We start from the raw sequence: 22412 nt of genomic DNA, 5'->3' as shown, positions 1-22412 counted from the left end.
CGCGCGCCGAATCCCTGTCGGCGTGCCAGAGTGTCGACGTGACGGACGACGAGGCGCGGATCCCCACGGCCGAGGCGCTCATGCGGTCGCGCTTCGAGGCGTTCGCGCGAGGCGACGCGGCGCACCTGCTCGCGACGTGGCATCCGACCACCCGCCCTGCCACGCTCGACCTCGACGACGCGCTCGAGTGGCGCGCCCTCCAGATCGTCGACACCGTCGCGGGTGGGCCCCACGACGACGAGGGTGTCGTCGAGTTCCGCGCGTCGTACCGGTCGTCCGCGGGTGCGGGTCTGCTGCACGAGCGCAGCCGGTTCACGCGCGTCGACGGCCGGTGGGTCTACGTCGACGGCGTGATCCTCGACTGAGCGGCGCCGCGGTACCCTGCCGATCGTGAGCCTCCGTCGTCTCCTGCTCCTCGCGCTCGCCTGGGTCGTGCTGCTCTCCGCCGGTGCCGGGGTCGCGTTCGTGCTCACCGACCAGCTCGGGATCCGCACCGAGGAGGTCGACATCCCGGTCGAGAACCCGATGGCCGCGCCGGAGCGTGCGTCGGTGCGTCCGATCCAGCTGCAGGTGCTCGTCGACGAGACGGTGCCGCGTCTGGAGACCGCGGCGTCCGAGCTCGCGGCCTCCCTCGGTGACTCGCTCTCCGACGAACCCGAGGCGACGCTCGAACTCGTCGGCGGCGGCGAGGGCGACGACGAGACGTATACCCTCGCCGGCACCGCCACGGCTCTCCGGATCGAGGCGACGACGGATGCCGGCCTCGCCCGCGGGATGTACGACCTCGCGGCACAAGCGCGGGCCGGGCGGTCGATGCTCGAACACCTGGGGCAGACGGTGGCTCCGCGACTCGCCTTCCGCATGGCCGATCTCGGCGCCGTCGGCGTGACACCGGACGAGGAGGAGTGGCTCGCGGGGGACGACTACTCGCACATCTCGGGCGCCTTCCGCGACGCCCTGATGCCCCAGGCTCCCTACGTCGACGAGGCCGCGTTCGCCGCGGCGGCCGACACCTTCGAAGTCTTCGCCCGCCACGCCGCCGCGCAGGGCTTCACCGCGATCGCGGTACCCGGGCTCATCGAGTTCCTCACCTTCGACGCCGCGGGCGTCTACCGCGACACCCCCGATCGCGTCGCGCAGGCGGAGGCCATGCGCGACGCCTACCGTCCGATGCTCGCCTACGCGGAGTCGCTCGGACTCGAGACCTACCTGCGCACCGACATGCTCACCCTCACGACGCCGCTTGAGCGGCACCTCGACGCGGCGTTCGGGCTCGATGCGACCGACCCCGCGCTGTGGGAGGTCTACACGGGCGCGATGGACGAGCTCTACGCCGCGATGCCGCAGCTCGACGGCGTCGTCATCCGCATCGGCGAGGCGGGGGATGTCTACGACGTCCCGGGCTTCGACTACTACTCGCGGCTCGCGGTACGGAACGTCGACGAGGTGCGGGCCATGCTCACCGCGCTGAGCTCGCAAGCGGAGCGGTCGGACACCGATGTCATCTTCCGCACCTGGAGCGTCGGGGTCGGCGCGGTCGGCGATCTGCACACCGACGTCGACTCGTATCACGCGGTGCTCGACGGGCTCGACTCCCCGAACCTCGTCGTCTCGACGAAGTACACGCTCGGCGACTTCTACAGTCACCTGCCGTTCAACGACACCCTCGAGATCGGCGACCATCGCCGCATCGTCGAGTTCCAGTCGCGGCGGGAGTTCGAGTTCTTCGGCGCCTTCCCGAACGACCTCGGCGTGCTCTACCGCGACGCTCTTCAGAGCTTCCTCGCCGTCAACGACAACATCGAGGGAGTCTGGATCTGGACGCAGGACGGCGGACCGTGGCGGGCCGGGCCGATGAGTCTCGAGCTCACGAGCGGGTTCTGGCAGCTCGCCGAGCTCAACACCGAGCTCGCGCTCGGCCTCGCCCGCGATCCCGACGCCGATCCCGCCCAGCTCACCGCCGACTGGGCGCACCGCTGGCTCAGCGACGACCCGGTGACCGTCGCGGCGATCGGGGAGGCGATGGCGCTCTCCCGGGAGGCGATCACGAAGGGGCTCTACATCGGCCCGTACGCCGACGAGAAGGTGTACGCGATCGGGCTCGAGCCGCCACCGATGATGTGGCTGTTCGAATGGGACATCGTGGCGGGCGACAGCGCCGTGCTGGATGTCATCTACGCGATCAGCCGGGAGGAACTCGACGCGGCGATCGCGGAAGGTGAGAGGGCGCAGAACGTCGTCGCCGAGATGCTGCTGCGGATCACGGAGACCGACGAGGCGGCATGGAAGCCAGGGATGCGCGAGCAGTTCGTCGCGGCGCTCGAGTACGAGCAGTCCACGCTCGATGTGCTCTCGCTCTACCGGTCGTACTTCCTGCGGCTCGCGGAGTGGCACGACACCGGATCGGCCGATGCCTACGCGGCGTGGACGGTGTCGCTCGACCTCTACCGCGACTTGTCCGTCCAGCACCTCCAGACGTACACCAGCGATGTGCAGCATCCGCCGCTCAACCTCACGGCCGCCGACCTCGGCATCACGCGGGCCGAGCGCGATCTGCCGATGGCGTGGTCGGCGCGGGTGCTGCTGGGCCTCACCCTGATCTTCCTCGCCCTCGGCATCGCGGCGCGTCATCCCCGGGTCCGTCGACTCCCCGGCGCGGCCGCGTCGGCCGCGCTGTTGACCGCGGCGACACGACCCTGGCGCGCGGTCGAGGCAGTGCGCGACCTCGGGCTGCGCGAGCGGACCCTGCTCATCGCGGTGCCCGCCGTCGCGCTCGTCGCGAGCCGCGGCATCCTCACCTGGTTCGAGGCGCCCGCGCACGCCCTCACGATGCTCGCCGCCTGGGCGGTGTTCGCCGCCGTCGCCGTTTCCGCCGCCCGTCGGGTGACGATCTGGCCGGTCATCGCGACCCTCGGCGGTGTCGCGCTCCTCCGGGTCGTGCTGCTCGCCGCCGTGCTCGCGCCCACCGGCCCGGGGGGCTACTGGTTTGGCTTCTGGACCGACCCGACGCGGCGTTCGATCTACGTGACGGTCGCCTTCGCGCTGCTCGTCTGGCTGGTCGTGGCTGCGGCATGGACGCTCGCGGTGCAGCTCGGCGGACGCCGGGCGACGGGTGTCGCGCTGACCGGGGCGGGCGCCGCCGTCGGCGGCATCGCCGTGTTCGTCGGGATCGTCGGTGCCGAGACGGCTCTCACCGTCTGGAACGACCAGATGGGGCTGCTGCCCTGGGGGCTCTCGCGCATCCTCGGCATCACGACCTATCTCGACATCCCGGGTGACACCCCGTGGTACGCCGCCGCATTCGGCACGCTGCTCGTCGTCGGAGGGCTGCTGCTCGCGGTCCCGAAGGGTCAGCGCGTCGGGAGGTGAAGGGAGACGGTCGTACCCTCTCCCAGTGTCGAGGCGATCTCGAGCGACCCGCCGTGGGCGCGCACGACCTGCTGCGCGATCGAGAGGCCGAGCCCCACGCCGGGGATCGCCGCGTTCTGCACGTTCGACGCCCGGAAGAAGCGTGACGGGATCGAGGCCAGGTCGGCGGCGGGGATGCCGATGCCGTCGTCGCGGACACGGATGACGGCCCCGTCGCGCCGGGCGCGCTCCGTCGTGACAATGAGCCGGCCGCCGGACGTGCCGAACTTCACAGCGTTGCCGAGGACGTGGCCGAGCGCGTGCTCGAGACGGGCCTCGTCGGCATCGACGGTGAGGGCCGCGTCCTCTCCCTCCACGACGAGTTCGATCGACTTCTGCGCCGCGAGGGGTGCGATGCGGTCGGTCGCCCGTCGGGTCAGCTCCGCGAGGTCGACCCGCGCGAGCGTGAGGTCGGGCCCGTCCTCGAGGCGCTCCGACGTGAGCGTGGCATCGATCACCGACTGCAGACGGGCGGTGTTGCGTTCGATCGACTCGAGCATCGGGATGGCCGGGGCGGGGAGCTCACCCGCACCGCCGTCGAGCAGCAGCTCCACATGACCCGTGATCGAGGTGAGGGGAGTGCGGAACTCGTGGTTCATCGTCACCATGACATCCGTCTTGGCCTTGTCGAGCGCGGTGAGCCGACGCACCGCCTCCTCCTGGTCGGCGAGCATCCGCCCGAGGGTCCACTGCCGGAAGACGATCGGAACCGCTCCCAGTCCGACGGTGAGGGCGGCGAGCACGACGGCGAGAATCGAGACCGGCAGTTGCGTGGCGACCACGAGCATCGACAGCCCCGCCAGCACGGCGAAACCCGGGACGGGGATCGAGACGCGTCGGTTCGAGGTCGCGAAGTCGGTGTCGGGCTCCAGCATCCCGGCGACCCACCACGCCATGAGCGCGACGCCGATCGCCCACGTCGCGTCGAGCGGCGTGCCGGCGAGGTAGGTGCCGACGCTGCCGAGGAGCGCGTAGGCGACGTCGCCGATCGCCGTGATCAGCAGGCCCGCGATGAGCGCCCACCACCGCCGCCCGAGTCGGATCGTCGGGGCGGCGGCGATGCCGGCGATGACGGCGAGCAGCACGAGGTCGAACAGCGGGTAGGAGATCGCGACCGCGCCCGCGAGCGGGTCTCCCTCGATCGAGCTGCGGATGACCGGGTCGAGCAGGACGGCGAGGACGGCCGACGCTCCGACGGTCGCCACGGCGGTCTCGAGAAGCACGAGGCGGCCGACGCCGCGCAGTTGTTCGCGCACGAGCGTGATGAGCGCCGCGACGAGGAGCGGATAGAAGAGGAGGTAGGCGGGATCGGCCAGCGATGGCGACGGGAGGTACCCGTCCGCATCCATCGCGAGCGAGTAGTAGCTGTCGCCGAGCGCGGAGACCGTGACGCCTGCCGCCGCGAGCACGACGGGGACGCGGGTGAAATGCGTCCTCGCCGCGACGAGCCAGAAGATCGTCGCCGGCACCCACTGCGTCGCGAGGCCGAGCCCGACGCCGACGAAGGGGCTGTTCTCACCGCCGGACGCCACGAGCCCGACGAGGTAGAGCACGTTGACCGCCACGGTGAGCACGAGGAGCGCGGAGATGGCGGTCGGCACACCCCGCGGATCCCGGGCGCGCGTCGACAGCGATGTGCCGAGCGTCGTCATATCGCGAGGCTACGGGCCCGTCGCCACGACGGTCAGCCCCAGAACGGGAGCACCCCGTACCCTGGTCGGGTGAGCAGTGAGATCCGTGAGACCCGGCCGCGCCAGGGCTCCGCGGGTCGGCAGGTGAGGCCCGCGACCGAAGGCTGGTCGCAGAAGCTCGACACCGAGGGCCGCCCGCTGCTGCAGTTCGCGAGCCCGAAGCGCGGCAAGCCGCCCGAGCACCTCGCCGACCTCACCCCGGAGGAGCGGGTCGCGAAGGTGACGGAGCTCGGCCTCCCCGGGTTCCGCGCGCGACAGCTCTCCACCCACTACTTCACCCACTTCACGTCCGATGCCCCGGAGATGACCGACCTGCCGTCGGCGGGACGCGACGAGCTCGTCGCGGGTCTGCTGCCGCCGCTCCTCACCGAGTTGAGACGGCTCGAGACCGACCGCGGCGACACGATCAAGTTCCTCTGGAAGCTGCACGACGGCGCCCTCGTCGAGTCGGTGCTCATGCGCTACCCCGGCCGCATCACGCTGTGCATCTCGTCGCAGGCGGGATGCGGCATGAACTGCCCGTTCTGCGCGACCGGCCAGGCGGGTCTCACCCGCAACCTCTCGACGGCGGAGATCGTCGACCAGGTCGTGCGCGCCAACCGGGTCATCGCCGAAGGACGGCTCGGAGGCAAGAAGAAGTCCGACCACTCCCAGGAACGCGTCTCGAACATCGTCTTCATGGGGATGGGGGAGCCGCTCGCCAACTACGCGCGGGTGCTGAAGGCGATCCGCACGATGATCGCCCCGCAACCGGACGGCCTCGGCATGTCGGCGCGCGGCATCACGGTGTCGACCGTCGGGCTCGCCCCGGCCATCGGGAAGCTCGCGGCGGAGGACATCCCCGTCACCTTCGCGCTCTCGCTGCACGCACCCGACGACGAGTTGCGCGACGAACTCATCCCCGTGAATTCGCGCTGGAAGGTCGACGAAGTGCTGGATGCCGCGCGCGCGTATTTCGACGCGACGAAGCGCCGGGTGTCGATCGAGTACGCGCTCATCAAGGACATGAACGATCACGGCTGGCGCGCCGACCTGCTCGGCGACAAGCTCAACGCGCGCGGGCGCGGCTGGGTGCACGTCAACCCGATCCCGCTCAATCCGACACCCGGGTCGATCTGGACGGCGAGCGAACCCGCGGTGCAGGACGAGTTCGTCCGACGGCTCGAGGCGAAGGGCGTGCCCACGACGCTCCGCGACACGCGTGGTAAAGAGATCGACGGCGCGTGCGGTCAACTCGCCGCGGCCGACGAAGACGCGCCGATGCCGGCGGGCCCCGACGCATAGTCGAGGACCCCTAGACTTTCGGGCATGTCGACTCCTGTGAACGACCAGCCCGAATCCGTCCCTGCCGCCGCGCAGCCCGCCGAGGTGCAGCCGGTCGCCGCGGAGGCGACCCCCGCCGCGCCCGTCGCCCCGGCCGCGCCGCCGCTGCCGCCCGAGAACCTCGTGCGCGGCCTGCTGCTTTCGCTGCTCACCATCCCGGTCGGCATCATCGTCTTCTCGGTGATCTACAACCTCGGCTTCATCGCCTCGATCGTCGCGCTCGGCGTCGCGTTCGCGGCATTCTTCCTCTACCGTCTGGGCTCGGGTGGCCGGGTCTCGATGCGCGGTGCGGTGGTCATCGCGCTCGTCACGATCGTGACGCTCGTGCTCGCCTTCATCGTCGCCCAATACACGGTCATCGCTGTGGCCCTCGCCGGGGTGTGGGGTATCTCGTGGGTCGAGGTGCTCACCTCGCCGGAGTTCCCGGGCATCGCCGGCGAGATCCTCGCCGACCCGACGGTGTCGGGCGAGGTCGCGGGCGACGCGGCGTTCACCTTCATCTTCGGCCTGCTCGGCTGCGGAGCCATCCTGTTCAACGTCTTCCGCGCGGCGCGTGCCGAGCAGAAGGCCGCGACGGTCGCCCCCGAGGCTCCGCCGGCCGCCTAAGCGGAGGGCAGCGCGCCGAGCGCGCGGGTCATCGACGAGTCGAGACCCCAGCGCTCGGCGAACGCTCGCGCGTGCTCGAGCTCGTCGGCTGCGAGGGTGCGCAGCCGCGCCTCGACGGTCGGCAGCTCGAGGTCGCGTACGACGTTGACGACCGCCGGTGCGACCGCCAGGTAGTCGGCAGCGGCCAGCAGCTTGGCGCGCACACCGGCGGCGATCGTGGACGACGGATCGTTCGCCGCCGCGACGATGCCGTCGAGGTCGGAGAAGGAGCGCAGCAGCCCCGCCGCGGTCTTCTCGCCGACCCCCGCGACGCCCGGGAGCCCGTCGGACGGGTCGCCGCGGAGCGCGGCGAAGGCGGCGTATTGACGGGGCTCGATCGCGTACTTCGCCTCGACGGCCGCACCGTCGAGGACCTCGAGGTTCGCCATCCCTCGCCCCGTGTAGATCACCCGCACGCCGCGCGCGTCGTCGACGAGTTGGAAGAGGTCGCGGTCGCCCGTCACGACGTCGACCGGCATCGATGCCGTCGACGCGAGGGTTCCGATCACGTCATCGGCCTCGTGCTCGGACGCCCCGACGATCGGGATGCCGAGCAGACCGAGGGCCTCCGCGATGAGCGGCACCTGCACGCTCAGCGGGTCGGGCACGACCTCGACGTCGGGTCCTACCTCCACCTCGACGGCGACGCGGTGCGTCTTGTACGACGGGATGAGGTCGACCCGCCACTGCGGACGCCAGTCGTCGTCCCAGCAGGCGATGACGTGCGTCGGCTCGAACTGCGACACGAGCCGCGCGACGATGTCGAGCGTGCCGCGCACGGCATTCACGACCGTGCCGTCGGGGGCCGTCACGGTGTCGGGCACCCCGTAGAACGCACGGAAGTAGATGCCCGCCGTGTCGAGGAGCATGAGGCGGTCGGTCATGCCGTCATCGTGTCACGAGTCCGTCCTCGTGCGCGGCTACGGTGAGGTGATGAGACTCCGCGCGTCCGTCCTGCTTCCGCTGCTCCTCCTGGCCGTGGTCGGCTGCGCGGCGGACGACGTGACGGCCCCCGCGTCGTCGCCCACCGCGGCTTCCGCCACTTCGGCGCCGGTGACCGCCGAAGAGCTGAGCGAAGGCGACCTCCCCGGAGCAGTCGCCATCGAGTTCCCGGGTCCCGTGCAGGTGAACCATCGGCTCATCACGATCGAACCCGGGGCAGGCACGGGCCTGCACTGCCACTACGGCAATCTGATCGCCACGGTCGAGAGCGGCGAGCTGACCCACTACGCGCCGATCTACCCCACGGGGGTCCACGTCTATCGGGTCGGTGACGCGCTCATCGAGGGTGCCGGCTACGTGCACGAGGGCAGGAACGAAGGTGACGTCGACACCGTGCTCGACGTCACCTACGTCACGCCCGAGGGCGACCCGCTCGCCGAGACCGACCTCGCGAAGTGCACGGGGTGAGCCGACCCGCGGCGGGTGGGGTCAGATCCGGCGCGGACCCTTCGGCGCCGGCGAACCTCCCGCCGCGAGGCGCATGAGATCGCTGTCGAAGTCGATCCCGGGATCGTTCTTCGAGCCGAACTGCGTCTGGTACTTCGCCGAGTTGCCCGATCGGATCGTCGCCGCGACGCCGGCGCGCATGAGCGTCACGAGCTCGAGCGCGGCGCGGTCGATCCGGCCGGCCAGGGCCTTGTCGGCCCAATCCTCCGGCGCGGCGAAGAGCGCTGTCGGCACGGTCATCGCCCTCAGGTAGCCGAACATCCCACGCATCTGGTCGTCGGCGACGAGGGCGTGCCGGGCGGTCCCCGCGGTCGCCGCGAGGATGACGGGCGTCCCGATGAGCGTGTCGGTCTCGAGGATCTGGAAGAACGACGTGAACAACCCGCTCGGTCCCGCGGCGTAGACGGGCGTGCTCGCGACGATCCCGTCGGCGGCGGCCACGGCATCCATCGCGGCCCGCAGCCCCGGCCCCACGTGTTGCGACACGAGTGCCGTGGTCACCTCCCCGGCGATCTCGCGCAGGTCGACGACGCGGATGTCGAGTGCCTCCGCGTTCTCGGCGGCGAGAGCGGCCACACGCTGGGCGGTGCGGTCGGCGAGCAGGCGGGTCGACGACGGGTCGCTCGTCCCGGCGCTCACGACGACGAGGGTGGTCATGGTGGGTTCTCCTTCGTCCCGAGCAGCGCTCGGGTGATCCTTTCCAGTTCGTGCAGGTCGGCGTCGCTGACGCCCGCCGCGGTCATAGCGGCGGCGACGTCCTGCGCGTGCGCGCGACCGACGGTGCGTTGCGCGTCACGGCCTGCCGCGGTGAGGGCGAGCCGCACCACGCGGCGGTCGCCCGCATCCTCACAGCGCTCCACGAGGCCTCGCACGACGAGACGGTCGACCAACCGCGACAGCGCCGGCTGACTGAGCAGCACGCGTCGGTGGAGATCGGTGAGTCGCACGGGTCCGTCGGCCTTCGAGAGCGCGTAGAGCACGTCGTACTCCTTGAGCGACACGTCATCCCAGATGGGCTCGGCCGCGAACGACTTCATGAAGCTCGCGTGCACGGTGAGCAGCGACTCCCACGCGTCGTTCGCGAGCCGAGCCCGCCCGGACATCAGGCCGCCTCGGTGGCGGCGGTGTCCTGGTAGGGGGATCCGCCCGTCACGTTGTCGCCGCGGTTGGCGTTCGGCTTCGGCTGGCGCGGGGCCTCGTCGCCGTACTTGGCCGTCACGAGCGACGCGTGCGTCGGGGCGTCGGGCACCTCGGGGTCGCGTAGCGCGGCGAGCTCCGTGCGGAGCACGGGCACGACCTCGCCGCCGAGCAACTCGAGCTGCTCGAGCACCATCGGCAGCGGGAGCCCCGCGTGGTCGATGAGGAACAGCTGCCGCTGGTAGTCGCCGAACGACTCGCGGAAGGTCAGCGTCTTGTCGATGACCTCCTGCGGCGATCCCACGGAGAGCGGGGTCTGCGTGGCGAAGTCCTCCATCTTCGGGCCGTGTCCGTACACCGGGGCTTCGTTGAAGTACGGGCGGAACGCATCCCGCGCATCCTGCGACTTCTTGGCGATGAAGGCCTGACCGCCCAAGCCCACGATCGCCTGCTTCGCGGTGCCGTGACCGTAGTGCTCGAAGCGCTGACGGTAGAACTCGATGAGCCGCTGGTAGTGCTCCTTCGGCCAGAAGATGTGGTTCGCGAAGAACCCGTCGCCGTAGAAGGCGGCCTGCTCGGCGATCTCCGGCGTGCGGATGCTGCCGTGCCAGACGAACGGCGGCACGTCGTCGAGGGGACGCGGCGTCGAGGTGAAGCCTTGGAGCGGCGTGCGGAAGCTACCCTCCCAGTCGACGACGTCTTCGCGCCACAGGCGGTGCAGCAGGTTGTAGTTCTCGAGGGCGAGCGGGAGGCTCTGCCGGATGTCCTGGCCGAACCACGGATAGACCGGGCCGGTGTTGCCGCGGCCGAGCATGAGGTCCATACGGCCGTCGGCGAGGTGCTGCAGCATCGCGTAGTCCTCGGCGATCTTCACCGGGTCGTTCGTGGTGATGAGCGTCGTCGACGTCGTGAGGTGCAGCGTGGTCGTCGCCGCGGCGAGGTAGGCGAGGAGGGTCGTGGGGGAGGAGGAGAAGAACGGCGGGTTGTGGTGCTCGCCGATGGCGAAGACATCCAGTCCCACCTCTTCGGTCTTCTTCGCGATCGCGACCGCGGCCTTGATGCGCGCCGCCTCGCTCGGGGTCTCGCCCGAGACCGGGTCGCGCGTGATGTCGCTGACCGAGAACACTCCGAACTGCATGGGGATCACATCTTTCCTGCTGAGGTAGTTATATGCGTTTGCATGGAAGTGTAACGCGGCGGGCATCCCGGTATTCCCCGAGCCGGCGTGAGGGATGCCGAGAACTCCGATATGCGTCGAGCCCACGTGCGAGCTCCCACGTCGCCGACGCGAATCGAGGGAGTCGAGGCCAGAAGGCTCAGGCGGTCGCGAGTTTCATGGTCGCTTCGGCGCGCGAGGCGAGCGTGGTCGCGGTGGCGACGATGGCGCTCCGCATCGCTGCGGCGGCGGCCGTGGGTGCGACTCCGCTCGGGGTCGCAAGGCTGATCGTGCGGGTGAGCGCGGGCGCCGTGAGTCGCACCGAGCGCAGTCCCGGACGGTCGAGCAACACGATCGCGGGCACGATCGCGATGCCGAGGCCTCGCTCGACGAAGCGGAGCACGGCATCCATCTCAGCGCCCTCCAGAACGACGCGAGGAGCGAGTCCGGCCCCGTCGAAGGCCGCGTCGGTCGCCGCCCGCAGGTCGTACGTCGAGCTGAAGACGATCTGGGGCAGGTCCGCGACCTCGGCGAGCCCGATGTCGACTCGACCGCGCAGCAGAGGCGAGCGCGCCGACGAGATCACGACGAGCTCCTCGGTGAGGAGGGGTTCGAGCGTGACGCGTCCGGGGTCGGACGGGCCCGAGGTCGTCACGAGCGCGAGGTCGAGCTCGCCCGCGGCGAGGTCGGCGAGCAGTCGCAGCGAGCCCTGCTCGACGAGCGCCAGCTCGATCGCCGGATGGTCCGCGTGGAAACCGCTGAGGGTCTCGGCGACGAGGCTGATGCACAGCGTCGGGGTGGCTCCGAGTCTCACCCTGCCGCGCTCGAGCCCGGCGAGTTCGCCGAGCTCCCGACGCGCCGACGCCGCGTCGCTCAGCATGCGCCGAGCCCAGGGGAGCAGCGACTCACCCGCCGTGGTCAGTGACGCGCCCGCCGGGCCGCGCGTGAACAGCGCCGCGCCGAGGTCCTGCTCGAGCGCGGCGATCTGGCGGCTCAGCGAAGGCTGGGCGAGGTGCAGGATGTCCGCCGCCTGCGTGAAACGGCCGACGCGGGCGATCTCGACGAAGCCGCGCAACTGTTCCAGGTTCATCAACATAGCGTAACTGCATGAATCACAGGCCAAAGATGCATTGGAGTTATCGAGGCCTGCTCCGTACCGTGGACACATGACTTCCCCCTCCGAACGTCGCCTCTCCACCTCCGTGCTCGTGATCGGCGCGGGCGGGTCGGGGCTGCGCGCCGCGATCGAGCTCGCCGAGCTCGGCACCGAGGTGCTCGTGCTCGGGAAGCGCGCGAAGAACGACGCTCACACATCCCTCGCGGCCGGCGGCATCAACGCCGCTCTCGCGACGATGGACCCTGAGGACAGCTGGCAGCAGCACGCCGCCGACACGATCCAGGAGTCGTATCTCCTCGCCGACCCGCACACCGTACAGGTCGTCACCGAGGGCGCGGCGCGCGGCATCGACGACCTCGAGCGGTACGGGATGCCGTTCGCGCGCGAGGACGACGGCCGCATCTCGCAACGCTTCTTCGGCGCCCACACCTACCGCCGTACGGCGTTCGCGGGCGACTACACGGGCCTGGAGATCCAGCGCACCCTCGTGAACCGTGCGGCGCAGCTCGACATCCCGATCCTCGACACCGTCTACGTCACCCGCATCCTCGTCAACGAGGACGGCGTCGCGTTCGGCGCGTACGGCTTCGACCTCGACGACGGCACGCGCTACCTCATCCACGCCGACGCCGTCATCCTCGCGGCCGGCGGTCACAACCGCATCTGGCGACGCACGTCGTCCCGCCGCGACGAGAACACGGGTGACTCGTTCCGGCTCGCCGTGCTCGCGGGCGGGCGCCTGCGCGACCCGGAGCTCGTGCAGTTCCACCCGTCCGGCATCCTCGAGCCGTCGCACGCCGCGGGCACCCTCATCTCGGAGGCGGCGCGCGGCGAGGGCGGCATCCTGCGCAACGCGCTGGGGGAGCGGTTCATGGCCAAGTACGACCCCGAGCGGCTCGAGCTGTCGACCCGCGACCGCGTCGCGCTCGCCTGCTACACCGAGATCAAGGAGGGTCGCGGGACCCCGAACGGCGGGGTGTGGCTGGATGTCTCCCACCTGCCGCGCGAGACGATCATGGAGCGACTGCCGCGTGTGTACCAGACCATGCTCGAGCTGCAGATGCTCGACATCACGAAGGAGCCGATCGAGATCGCCCCGACGGCGCACTACTCGATGGGCGGGGTGTGGGTGCGTCCCGAGGATCACCGCACCGACGTGCCCGGGCTCTACGCGATCGGCGAGGCGTCGTCGGGACTCCACGGCGCCAACCGCCTCGGCGGCAACTCGCTGATCGAGCTGCTCGTCTACGGGCGGATCGTCGGGGAGGCGGCATCGGCGTACTCCGCGGGGCTCGACGCCCAGAAGCGCTCGACCGCCGCGGTCGAGGAAGGCAGGGCCGAGGTCGACGGGCTGCTCGCGGCCGATGGCCCGGAGAACGTGCGCGCGCTCCAGCGGGCGATCCGCGACACGATGACCGAACACGCCGGGGTCGTGCGCGACGAGGAGGGTCTGCGGGCGGGGCTCGCGGAGCTCGACGCGATCGAGGCCCGGATGTCCGACATCGGCGTGCATCCCGACGTCGCCGGCTACCACGACCTCGCGCACGCGTTCGACCTCAAGGCCTCGGCGCTCGCTGCCCGCGCGACGCTGCGTGCGGCGCTCGAACGACGCGAGACCCGTGGCTGCCACAACCGCAGCGACTACCCCGACACCGACCCGGAGCTCCAGGTGAATCTGGTCTGGTCGGCCGACGACACCGTGACGAGGGAGGCGATCTCTCCCGTTCCGGAAGAGATCGCCTCCCTCATGCGCGACGTGTCGGACGCGGGCAAGCTCGTCGAGTGACCTCGGTGGTCGAGTAGCCGCCGCAGGCGGCGTGTCGAGACCCCGCTACGAGATCTTGCTGCGGTAGACGAGGTTCGACACCACGTACGCGACGAGCAGGATGCCGACGCACCACGCGAGCGCGATCCAGATGTCGACCCCCACGGGCTGCTCGGCGAGGAGCGCCCGGATCGCGTTCACGATCGACGTCACCGGCTGATTCTCGGCGAACCAGCGCACGGGCCCCGGCATCGACTCGGTCGGCACGAATGCCGAGCTGAGGAACGGCAGGAAGATGAGCGGGTACGAGAACGCGCTCGCGCCGTCGACCGACTTCGCCGTGAGGCCCGGGATGATCGCGATCCAGGTGAGCGCGAGCGTGAACAGCACGAGGATGCCGGCCACGGCGAGCCACGCGAGCACTCCGGCACCCGAGCGGAAGCCGAGGATGAGCGCGACGCCGACGACGATCGCGAGCGACACCACGTTTGCAACGACCGAGGTCAGCACGTGCGCCCAGAGCACCGACGACCGTGCGATCGGCATCGACTGGAAGCGCTCGAAGATGCCGCCCTGCAGGTCGAGGAACAGCCGGTACGCCGTGTAGGCGATGCCCGACGCGATCGTGATGAGCAGGATGCCGGGCAACAGGTAGTCGACGTACGAGCCTTCGCCCGCGCCCGAGCCGGTGTCGATCGCGCCGCCGAAGACGAAGACGAACAGCAGCATGAACCCGATCGGCATGACCGCGGTCGTGATGATCGTGTCGGGGCTGCGCAGGATGTGCGTCAACGAACGGCCGGTGAGGGCCACGGTGTCTCTCAGCGCGTTCATGCCGCGTCCTCCTCGTCCTTCTGTCCCGTCACCGCGAAGAACACGTCCTCGAGGCTCGGCTGCTTCTCGATGTACTGCTTCTCGGCGGGTGGCAGGAGCGCCTTGAGTTCCGCGAGCGTGCCGTTCTGCACGATGCGTCCGCGGTGCAAGATCGCGATGCGGTCGGCGAGCGCCTCCGCCTCCTCGAGGTACTGCGTCGTGAGCAGCACTGTCGTGCCCTGCCCGGCGAGGTCGCGGATCGTCTGCCACACCTCGAGCCGCGCCTCCGGGTCGAGGCCGGTCGTCGGCTCGTCGAGGAAGATCACGGGGGGATCCCCGATGAGGCTCATCGCGATGTCGAGTCGGCGGCGCATGCCGCCCGAGTAGGTCGCCACTCGGCGCCCGCCCGCTTCGGTGAGTGAGAACCGCGCGAGCAGGCCGTCGGCGATGGTGCCCGGGTCGGGCAGGTGGCGCAGGCGCGCGACGAGCACGAGGTTCTCGCGCCCCGTCAGCACGCCGTCGACGGCGGCGAACTGCCCGGTCAGGCTGATCGACCCGCGCACCTGCGCACCGTGTGTCGCCACGTCGTGCCCGTCGACCGTCGCGGTGCCGGCATCCGCCGTCAGGAGCGTCGCGAGGATGCGCACGAGCGTCGTCTTGCCGGCCCCGTTCGAGCCGAGCAACGCGAAGATGCTCCCGCGCTCGACCTCGAGGTCGACACCCTTCAGCACGTGCAGCTTCTTGTACGACTTCTCGATACCCGAGGCCTGGATGGCGGCGCTCATGATCCGGCCTGCTCGGCGCGCGTGATCGTCGAGCGGAGGCGGTCGCGTTCCTTGCCGATCCACCCGCCGTCGGAGTACGTCGCGACGAAGGTCTCGACGAACTCGAGCGGGTCGTCGCCGACGATGTCGCGCACGGGGGTGCCGTCCGCGGCCGCGCGGTCGAACAGGTCGGCGAGGTCGTCGAACATCCTCTGGGCCTGGGCCCAGTCGGTCGGGGTGTCGCCCGAGTGCATGAGGTACCGCTCGATAGCGGAGACCGTCGTGCGGTAGGGCTCCGGAAACCCCTTCACGCGCGCCTTGTAGGCGCGCCACTGCTTCTTGTCGTCGAACGAGCCGATGATCAGCTCGAGCGGGTTCTTCGCCATGGTCAATTCCCTTCGGTGCGGAGCTGTTCCAGTCGTTCTGCGAGGAAGCTCCACGTCCCCCAGAACTCGTCCAAGTACTCGCGGCCGGCGGCGTTGAGCGAGTACACCTTGCGCGGCGGGCCCTTCTCCGAGGGCACCTTCTCGACGTCGACGAGGCCGCGCTGCTCGACCCTCACGAGGAGGGCGTAGACGGTGCCTTCGGCGATGTCGGTGAAGCCCTGCTCTCGGAGCCAGGCCGTGATCTCGTATCCGTAGGCGGCACGGCCGCTCAGGATCGCGAGGACGATGCCTTCGAGTGTCCCTTTGAGCATCTCGGTGATCTGCTTGGGCATCCGGCATCTCCTTTCGACTATTCAGTGATGCTGACTACCGGTAGACAGTAACACTGAGTACCGGTACTTGGCAACACTGAATAGTGGATGTCGTCAGCGCGCGTCAGGATGGGGGAATGGCAGGCACTCCCGTCCAGCTCGAGGTCGCCGGACGCACGGTGAGGCTCTCGAGTCCCGACCGCGTGCTCTGGCCCGAGGTGGGCATCACGAAGCAGGGGCTCGCCGAGTACGCGATCGCCGTCGCCGACGCGTTCCTCGCCGCGAACGGCGACCGGCCCGTCGCGCTCGAGCGCTACTCGGAGGGCGTCGACGGCGACAGCTTCTTCTCCAAGAACCCGCCGAAGGGCGCGCCCGAGTGGCTGCGCAGCGTGCCGGTCGTCTTCCCCAGCGCGCGGTCGCATCCGCTCGTCGTGCTCGATGAGCCGGCCTCGATCGTCTGGGCCGTGCAGATGAACACGGTCGTGTTCCACCCGTGGCCCGCCCGCACCGCCGACACCGACAACCCCGACCAGGTGCGCATCGACCTCGATCCGCAGCCTGGCACGGGGTTCGCGGAGGCCGTCCCCGCCGCGCTCGCGATGCGCGACGTGCTCCGCGAAGCCGGACTCGAGGGGTGGATCAAGACCTCCGGCAACCGCGGCATCCACCTGTACGCGCCGATCGTGCCCGAGTGGGAGTTCCTCGACGTGCGGCACGCCGTGATCGCCGCGGCGCGCGAGCTCGAACGGCGGATGCCCGACCGCGTGACGACGTCGTGGTGGAAGGAGGAGCGCGGCGAGAAGGTGTTCGTCGACTTCAACCAGGCGAACCGCGATCGCACGATCGCCGGGGCCTACAGCCCGCGCGCGCTGCCGCACGCCCCGGTGTCGACGCCGATCACCTGGGACGAGCTCGAGCACGTCGATCCCCGCGACTTCACCGTGCTCACGGTGCCGGAGCGGCTGCGCTCGGTCGGCGACCCATGGGCGTCGTTCGCCGAGAAGCCGGGCCGCCTCGACACGCTGCTCGAGTGGTGGGAGCGGGACGTCGCCGACGGACGGGGGGAGCTGCCGTTCCCGCCCGACTTCCCGAAGATGCCGGGGGAGCCGCCACGCGTGCAGCCGAGCAAGAAGAACGCCGACAACTGGGATGCCGACGGCAACCCGCTCTGAACTCGGTGGTCGAGTAGCGGCGAAGCCGCGTGTCGAGACCTACTGCAGCACGTCGTCCAGGTCGTAGACCGCGGGGACGTCGAGCTGGTCATACGTGCACGACTCAGGGTCGCGATCCGGGCGCCAGCGCTCGAACTGCACGGTGTGCCGGAAACGCCCCGCCTCCATCTGGTCGTAGCGCACCTCGAGCACCCGCTCGGGCCGCAGCCGCACGAACGACGTGTCCTTGTTGGCGGCGTTGAACCGGCTGCGCTCCTTCTCACCGGTGGCGACGGCACCCTCGTCGTCGCGCACGATCAGCGGCGCGAGCTCGTCGATGAGCTCGAGTCGCCGCGCGTTGCTGAACGCCGAGACCCCGCCGACCGCCCGCAGCTGCCCGTCGTGGTACAGCCCGACGAGGAGCGACCCGACGCCCTCGCCCGACTTGTGGAGTCGGTAGCCGAGGAGGACGACATCTGCGGTGCGCTTGTGCTTGATCTTGAACATCGCGCGCTTGTTCGGCAGGTACGGGTCGCCGAGCGGCTTCGCGACCACGCCATCCAGCCCCGCGCCCTCGAACTCGTCGAGCCAGCGGCGGGCGAGCTCGGGGTCTCGCGTCGTGCGGGTCAGGTGCAGCGGAGCGGGCACCTCGGCGAACAGCTCCTCGAGGGCCGCACGTCGCTCCGAGAGCGGGAGGCCGGAGAGGTCGAGGTCACCGATCGAGAGCACGTCGAAGGCGACGAAGGATGCCGGGGTCTCGATCGACAGCTTCTCGACCCGCGAGGCGGCGGGGTGGATGCGCTGCGTGAGCGAGTCCCAGTGCAGCCGACGGCGTCCCTCCCACTCGATCGTGACGACGATCTCGCCGTCGAGCACGCACGGCGGCAGCAGACGTCCGAACGCCTCGACGAGCTCGGGGAAGTAGCGCGTGAGCGGCTTGTCACCGCGACTGCCGATCTCCACCCCCTCCGAGGTGATCGCGACGAGTCCGCGGAAGCCGTCCCACTTGGGTTCGTACAGCAGGTCGCCCTCGGGCAGCTTGTCGACGGACTTGGCGAGCATCGGTGCGGGGAGGGCGGCCATCCTCCGATTCTCCCGCCGGTAGCATCGGATGCGTGAGCACCCGCGGCAGATTCATCGTGCTCGAGGGCCTCGACGGCGCCGGCACCACGACGCAGGGCGCCCTCCTCGCCGCCCGCCTGCTCGAGCACGGCATCGCGGTCGAGCTCACGAAGGAACCGACCGACGGTGTGATCGGCAGGATCGCCCGCTCGTTCACCGACGGCCGCGCGCACTTCGAGCCGGAGACGGTCGCGCTCACCTTCGCCGCCGACCGCATCGAGCACACGGTCGAGATCCGAGGCCAGCTGGAGGCCGGCACCTGGGTCGTGAGCGACCGCTACGTGGCGTCGTCGCTCGCCTACCAGACCTCGCAGGGGCTGCCGTTCGACTGGGTGCGCACGCTCAACACGCGCGCGATGGAACCCGACGCGACGATCTTCGTCGACACGCCCGTGGCGTCATGCGTCGCGCGCCTCGAGGCCCGGGGCGAGTTCAACACCGGACCTTTCGACCAGGCGTCGGCCCTCGAGAAGGCGCGCGAGCTGTACGTGCAGGCGTTCGCGAGCGACATCCCGCTCGGCACGCTGGTCGAGGTCGACGGGGATGCCGACCGCGAGTCGGTCGCCGACGCGATCTGGACAGCGCTGGCACCGTTCCGATCGTGAGATTCACGCGGGCCGAGCTCGAGGCGTTCCACGGGACGACCGTCCCCGACTTCCTGCCCGATCCGCTCCGTCTGCTGTTCGTCGGCATCAACCCGGGGCTCGTGACCGCGGCGACGGGCACGCACTTCGGTCGACCCGGCAACCGCTTCTACCCCGCGCTGGTCGCGGCCGGCATCCTGCCGCGTGTGCCGGTGCTCGACGGCACCCCGGCCGACGCGCAGACGCTGCTCGGCGCGGCCGGGATCGGCATCACCAACCTCGTCGCCTTCGCGAGCGCCCGTGCCGACGAGCTCACGCGCGAGCAGCTGCACGAGGGCGCCGCGCGGCTCGTCGAGCTCGTGCGTCTCGTCACCCCGCCGGTCGTCGCGATCGTCGGCGTCTCGGCCTACCGCGACGCGTTCCGGCTGCCGAAGGCCACGACGGGGGAGCAGCCCAACGGGCTGGAGGGAGCACGCCTGTGGGTCGTGCCGAACCCGAGCGGCCTCAACGCGCACGACACCGTCGCGTCGCTCGCGGCGGCCTACGCCGAGCCGGCCCGCGCCGCGGGAGTGCTGCCGCGCTGACGGCGCAGGGTGAACGCACCGGCGCCCACGGTGAGCGCGATCGCCCCACCCCACCCGCCGAGCGCGACGAGGGGCGGTGTCGCGTTCCACGCCATCGTCACGGCGACGATCGCGACGAGCAGGCCCGCCATCACGAGCAGGAGGGCGGCGACGACCGGGCGGGTCGCGCGGCCGACGCCGAGGAGCGCGACGAGCGACGCCACCTGCCCGACCGCGCAGAACGTGACCGCGAGCGCGAGCACCGGAACCTGGAGCCCCTCGACCTCGGGATAGTGCGCCGCCGTCTGCTCAGCCCAGGCGCCCAGCGCGGCCTCGAGGATGCCGAGGGTCACGATGGCCGTTGCGGCGAGCAGCACGCCGAGGCGCCGTGCCATCAGCTCTCCTCGTAGCGCAGCAGGTCGCCGGGCTGGCACTCGAGCACGCGGCACATGGCGTCGAGCGTCGAGAACCGCACGGCCTTCGCCCGACCGTTCTTGAGCACCGCGACGTTCGCGGGCGTGATGCCGATCGCCTCGGCGAACTCGCCGACGCCCATCCCGCGCTCGACGAGCAGCCTGTCGATGGAGATGCGGATCGCCATCAGACGACCTCGTCGAGCTCGGCACGCAGCAGGATGGCGCGGCGCAGCAGCGAGCGCAGCACGAGCAGCAGCAGGTCGAGCACGAGCAGCCCGACGCCGCCGAGCACGAGCAGCAGCATGACGCCGGGCGGCAGGGCGTCGGCGAGCCGGAACACGATCGACAGCACGACGGTGAGGAGCCCGGCGACGGTCACCGCTCCGACGAGCACGTCGACCCAGCGGACGGCGCGATCCTCGAGCATCCGTCCTGCCCGCACGCGTGACACGAGCACGGCGGTCGCGACGATGCCGACCTGGGTGCACAGGCCGAAGAGCAGTGCCGGGATGAGGATGGGCAGTTGCCACTCCACGTACTCGGGGAGGGTTTCGGAGTAGTAGCCGGCGAGCACGAAGAGGCCGTACTGCACGACGGCGACGCCGACGAACAGGATGCCGAGGGCCACGTAGGTCGCGACCACGATCGGCAGCCAGGGGCGGGGGAGTTCGAGAGCGGTGGAGTCAGTCACCTATCGAGTATCAATAGAAAGCTATCGAAAAGCAATAGATGCCGTCACCTGCTCCACGTAGCGAGCCGATCTGCGGCGTCCCTCAGCACCTCGGGACGCTTGCAGAATGCGAAGCGCACGAGGCCGGCGTAGCTCTCGGGAGTCGCCGCGAACGCCGAGACCGGGATGCCGACCACCCGGGCCTCGGTCGCGAGCCGGTGCACGAAGGCGCCCGCGTCGTGCCCACCGAGCGCCCGCGCGTCGGCGACGGCGAAGTACGAGCCGGACGGGATCGAGACCTCGAGACCCGTGGCTTCGAGCGCGCCGCTGAGGAGGTCGCGCTTGGCCGCGAGGACGGCGGCGATCCCGGCGTAGTACGAGTCGGGAAGGTCGAGCGCCACGGCGACGGCGGGCTGGAACGGGCTGCCGCCGGCGTAGGTCAAGAACTGCTTGACCGTGAGGATGGCCGTCACGAGCGCGGCGGGCGCCGTGAGCCAGCCGATCTTCCAGCCCGTTGCGGAGAAGGTCTTGCCCGCGCTGGAGACGGTGACCGTGCGCTCGCGACCACCCGGAAGGGCCGCGATCGGCACGTGGGCGCCGTCGAAGCGCAGATGCTCGTAGACCTCGTCGGTGACGATGACGGCGTCGTGCCGTTCGGCGAGCTCGACGAGGAGTTCGCGGGTCGCGGCGTCGAGCACCGCGCCGGTCGGATTGTGCGGGTCGTTGACGAGGATGACACGCGTGCGATCGGTGACGGCGGCGCGCAGGCGGTCGGCGTCGACGCCCCAGGTCGGCCATTCGAGCGGCACCGGCACGAGCCGCGCCCCGGCGAGGGCGATGACGGCGGCGTACGAGTCGTAGTACGGCTCGAACACGACGACGTCGTCGCCGGGGCCGACGAGCGCGAGGATCGTCGCCGCGAGCGCCTCGGTCGCCCCGACGGTGACGAGCACCTCCGAATCCGGGTCGAGGGCGACGTCGTAGAACCGTCGCTGGTGCCTCGCGATCGCCTCGCGCAGCACCGGCATCCCGCGCCCGGGCGGGTACTGGTTCACTCCGTCGGCGATCGCCTGCCGCGCGGCCTCGAGCAGTTCGGGCGGGCCGTCCTCGTCGGGAGCACCCTGACCGAGGTTGATCGAACCGGTCCGAGCGGCGAGGGCCGTCATCTCGCTGAACACCGTCGTGGCGATCGATCCGTCTGCGGATAGCAGGCCGGCGCCCGCGGCGACGCGGCGCCACGGTCCGTCGATGCCCACGCGCGCCAGCCGGCGTCAGTCGGTTCCGGCGTCGAAGGCCGCCGAGTCCGAGGCTTCCTCTGTCGCGACCTCCGTCGCCGTCGCCTCGTCGCCCTCGAGGTCGCGTGGCGCGACGGGCTCGAGCTCGCCGACGAGCTCGGCGGTCGCGCCGCCGATGATGCCCGCCGCCGCGTACTGCTCGAGCCGAGCACGCGAGTCGGCGATGTCGAGGTTGCGCATCGTGAGCTGACCGATGCGATCGTCGGGGCCGAAGGCGGCATCGCCGACGCGCTCCATCGAGAGTTTGTCGGGCGCGTAGCTCAGCGCCGGCCCGGAGGTGTCGAGGATCGAGTAGTCGTCGCCGCGACGCAGGCGCAGCGTCACCTCGCCCGTGATCGCGGAGGCGACCCAGCGCACGATCGACTCGCGCAGCATGAGCGACTGCGGGTCGAGCCAGCGGCCCTCGTACATGAGGCGCCCGAGGCGGCGACCCTCGTTGTGATAGTTCGCGACCGTGTCTTCGTTGTGGATCGCGTTGAGCAGCCGCTCGTACGCGATGTGCAGCAGTGCCATGCCGGGGGCCTCGTAGATGCCGCGGCTCTTCGCCTCGATGATGCGGTTCTCGATCTGGTCGGAGGCGCCGAGGCCGTGGCGGCCACCGATGGCGTTCGCCTCGTAGACGAGAGCGACAGCGTCGGCGTACTCG

Annotated in this window: 25 protein-coding genes; 9 read left to right on the top strand and 16 right to left on the bottom strand. The window is 70.5% G+C overall.

What is annotated here, in order from left to right:
* Positions 1-38: 38 nt before the first annotated feature.
* Together ACO1X9_RS15430 and ACO1X9_RS15425 are read left to right on the top strand one after the other, a co-directional pair.
* Positions 39-365, top strand: coding sequence for a YchJ family protein (locus tag ACO1X9_RS15430; protein WP_486351741.1), 327 nt, complete (start codon positions 39-41; stop codon positions 363-365).
* Positions 366-390: 25 nt separating this feature from the next.
* Positions 391-3369: a hypothetical protein gene (locus tag ACO1X9_RS15425; RefSeq protein WP_486351740.1), complete on the top strand. Its 2979-nt coding sequence runs from the start codon at positions 391-393 to the stop codon at positions 3367-3369.
* Here ACO1X9_RS15425 and ACO1X9_RS15420 read toward each other — a convergent pair.
* A complete protein-coding gene (locus tag ACO1X9_RS15420) occupies positions 3351-5060 on the bottom strand; it encodes a sensor histidine kinase (protein ID WP_486351739.1) in 1710 nt (569 codons plus the stop codon). The two genes, ACO1X9_RS15425 and ACO1X9_RS15420, sit on opposite strands and share 19 nt — an antisense overlap.
* Positions 5061-5129: 69 nt before the next feature.
* On the opposite strand from ACO1X9_RS15420, the gene rlmN reads away from it, so the two are divergent.
* Together rlmN and ACO1X9_RS15410 are read left to right on the top strand one after the other, a co-directional pair.
* The gene (gene rlmN, locus ACO1X9_RS15415; protein ID WP_486351738.1) at positions 5130-6383 is read left to right on the top strand and encodes a dual-specificity RNA methyltransferase RlmN; all 1254 of its coding nucleotides are present in this window, start codon (positions 5130-5132) and stop codon (positions 6381-6383) included.
* Positions 6384-6407: 24 nt separating this feature from the next.
* On the top strand, positions 6408-7028 hold the full coding sequence (locus ACO1X9_RS15410; protein ID WP_486351737.1) for a hypothetical protein: 621 nt from the start codon (positions 6408-6410) through the stop codon (positions 7026-7028).
* Here the strand turns inward: ACO1X9_RS15410 and ACO1X9_RS15405 are convergent.
* Positions 7025-7951: a 5'-3' exonuclease gene (locus ACO1X9_RS15405; RefSeq protein ID WP_486351736.1), complete on the bottom strand. Its 927-nt coding sequence runs from the start codon at positions 7949-7951 to the stop codon at positions 7025-7027. The genes ACO1X9_RS15410 and ACO1X9_RS15405 overlap by 4 nt on opposite strands.
* Positions 7952-8000: 49 nt before the next feature.
* Between ACO1X9_RS15405 and ACO1X9_RS15400 the strand changes: the two genes are divergently transcribed.
* Positions 8001-8477, top strand: a complete 477-nt coding sequence (locus tag ACO1X9_RS15400; RefSeq protein WP_486351735.1) for a cupin domain-containing protein — start codon at positions 8001-8003, stop codon at positions 8475-8477.
* Between the two features lie 21 nt (positions 8478-8498).
* Here the strand turns inward: ACO1X9_RS15400 and ACO1X9_RS15395 are convergent, their stop codons facing one another.
* The 4 genes from ACO1X9_RS15395 to ACO1X9_RS15380 all read right to left on the bottom strand — a co-directional run bounded on the left by ACO1X9_RS15395 (position 8499) and on the right by ACO1X9_RS15380 (position 11899).
* The gene (locus ACO1X9_RS15395; RefSeq protein WP_486351734.1) at positions 8499-9173 is read right to left on the bottom strand and encodes a CE1759 family FMN reductase; all 675 of its coding nucleotides are present in this window, start codon (positions 9171-9173) and stop codon (positions 8499-8501) included.
* Positions 9170-9619, bottom strand: coding sequence for a MarR family winged helix-turn-helix transcriptional regulator (locus tag ACO1X9_RS15390; protein ID WP_486351733.1), 450 nt, complete (start codon positions 9617-9619; stop codon positions 9170-9172). The genes ACO1X9_RS15395 and ACO1X9_RS15390 overlap by 4 nt, the downstream gene beginning before the upstream one ends.
* Entirely contained in the window at positions 9619-10791 is a 1173-nt protein-coding gene (locus ACO1X9_RS15385; protein ID WP_486351732.1) for an LLM class flavin-dependent oxidoreductase, read from the bottom strand. Before ACO1X9_RS15385 ends, ACO1X9_RS15390 begins: the two co-directional genes overlap by 1 nt.
* A gap of 178 nt (positions 10792-10969) precedes the next feature.
* The gene (locus ACO1X9_RS15380; RefSeq protein ID WP_486351731.1) at positions 10970-11899 is read right to left on the bottom strand and encodes a LysR family transcriptional regulator; all 930 of its coding nucleotides are present in this window, start codon (positions 11897-11899) and stop codon (positions 10970-10972) included.
* A 76-nt stretch (positions 11900-11975) separates the two neighbouring features.
* Here ACO1X9_RS15380 and ACO1X9_RS15375 point away from each other — a divergent pair, with 76 nt between their 5' ends.
* Positions 11976-13712 carry an L-aspartate oxidase gene (locus ACO1X9_RS15375; RefSeq protein ID WP_486351730.1) on the top strand — a complete coding sequence of 579 codons (1737 nt, stop codon included), beginning with the start codon at positions 11976-11978 and terminating at the stop codon, positions 13710-13712.
* 45 nt (positions 13713-13757) lie between these two features.
* Here ACO1X9_RS15375 and ACO1X9_RS15370 read toward each other — a convergent pair whose 3' ends face one another.
* The 4 genes from ACO1X9_RS15370 to ACO1X9_RS15355 are packed head-to-tail and all read right to left on the bottom strand — an operon-like array spanning position 13758 to position 15986.
* Positions 13758-14525, bottom strand: coding sequence for an ABC transporter permease (locus tag ACO1X9_RS15370; protein WP_486351729.1), 768 nt, complete (start codon positions 14523-14525; stop codon positions 13758-13760).
* The gene (locus ACO1X9_RS15365; RefSeq protein WP_486351728.1) at positions 14522-15289 is read right to left on the bottom strand and encodes an ABC transporter ATP-binding protein; all 768 of its coding nucleotides are present in this window, start codon (positions 15287-15289) and stop codon (positions 14522-14524) included. The genes ACO1X9_RS15370 and ACO1X9_RS15365 overlap by 4 nt, the downstream gene beginning before the upstream one ends.
* Complete coding sequence (locus ACO1X9_RS15360) at positions 15286-15654, bottom strand: DUF1048 domain-containing protein (protein ID WP_486351727.1); 369 nt, start codon at positions 15652-15654, stop codon at positions 15286-15288. The genes ACO1X9_RS15365 and ACO1X9_RS15360 overlap by 4 nt, the downstream gene beginning before the upstream one ends.
* 2 nt (positions 15655-15656) lie before the next feature.
* Positions 15657-15986, bottom strand: coding sequence for a PadR family transcriptional regulator (locus tag ACO1X9_RS15355; protein WP_486351726.1), 330 nt, complete (start codon positions 15984-15986; stop codon positions 15657-15659).
* Positions 15987-16102: 116 nt separating this feature from the next.
* Between ACO1X9_RS15355 and ligD the strand changes: the two genes are divergently transcribed.
* Positions 16103-17137 carry a non-homologous end-joining DNA ligase gene (gene ligD, locus ACO1X9_RS15350; RefSeq protein WP_486351725.1) on the top strand — a complete coding sequence of 345 codons (1035 nt, stop codon included), beginning with the start codon at positions 16103-16105 and terminating at the stop codon, positions 17135-17137.
* A 39-nt stretch (positions 17138-17176) separates the two neighbouring features.
* Here the strand turns inward: ligD and ACO1X9_RS15345 are convergent, their stop codons facing one another.
* The gene (locus ACO1X9_RS15345) at positions 17177-18199 is read right to left on the bottom strand and encodes an ATP-dependent DNA ligase (protein ID WP_486351724.1); all 1023 of its coding nucleotides are present in this window, start codon (positions 18197-18199) and stop codon (positions 17177-17179) included.
* 32 nt (positions 18200-18231) lie between these two features.
* Between ACO1X9_RS15345 and tmk the strand changes: the two genes are divergently transcribed.
* Both tmk and ACO1X9_RS15335 read left to right on the top strand, forming a co-directional pair.
* Positions 18232-18843, top strand: coding sequence for a dTMP kinase (gene tmk / locus ACO1X9_RS15340; protein WP_486351723.1), 612 nt, complete (start codon positions 18232-18234; stop codon positions 18841-18843).
* On the top strand, positions 18840-19406 hold the full coding sequence (locus tag ACO1X9_RS15335) for a mismatch-specific DNA-glycosylase (RefSeq protein ID WP_486351722.1): 567 nt from the start codon (positions 18840-18842) through the stop codon (positions 19404-19406). Before tmk ends, ACO1X9_RS15335 begins: the two co-directional genes overlap by 4 nt.
* On the opposite strand, the gene ACO1X9_RS15330 is transcribed toward ACO1X9_RS15335, so the two are convergent.
* From ACO1X9_RS15330 to ACO1X9_RS15310, 5 genes are all read right to left on the bottom strand, one after another.
* Positions 19364-19780, bottom strand: coding sequence for a hypothetical protein (locus ACO1X9_RS15330; RefSeq protein WP_486351721.1), 417 nt, complete (start codon positions 19778-19780; stop codon positions 19364-19366). The genes ACO1X9_RS15335 and ACO1X9_RS15330 overlap by 43 nt on opposite strands.
* A complete protein-coding gene (locus tag ACO1X9_RS15325) occupies positions 19780-19986 on the bottom strand; it encodes a helix-turn-helix domain-containing protein (RefSeq protein ID WP_486351720.1) in 207 nt (68 codons plus the stop codon). The genes ACO1X9_RS15330 and ACO1X9_RS15325 overlap by 1 nt, the downstream gene beginning before the upstream one ends.
* Positions 19986-20492: a DUF2975 domain-containing protein gene (locus ACO1X9_RS15320; protein ID WP_486351719.1), complete on the bottom strand. Its 507-nt coding sequence runs from the start codon at positions 20490-20492 to the stop codon at positions 19986-19988. The genes ACO1X9_RS15325 and ACO1X9_RS15320 overlap by 1 nt, the downstream gene beginning before the upstream one ends.
* Positions 20493-20536: 44 nt before the next feature.
* On the bottom strand, positions 20537-21727 hold the full coding sequence (locus tag ACO1X9_RS15315) for an aminotransferase class I/II-fold pyridoxal phosphate-dependent enzyme (RefSeq protein ID WP_486351718.1): 1191 nt from the start codon (positions 21725-21727) through the stop codon (positions 20537-20539).
* A gap of 15 nt (positions 21728-21742) precedes the next feature.
* On the bottom strand, positions 21743-22412 hold a 670-nt coding region (locus tag ACO1X9_RS15310; protein ID WP_486351717.1), incomplete at its 5' end, for an adenine nucleotide alpha hydrolase family protein.

It is taken from the genome of Pseudolysinimonas sp., assembly GCF_057350545.1.
Note: the sequence above shows the minus strand (reverse complement) of the source record. Positions and strands in the feature narration are given on the sequence as shown.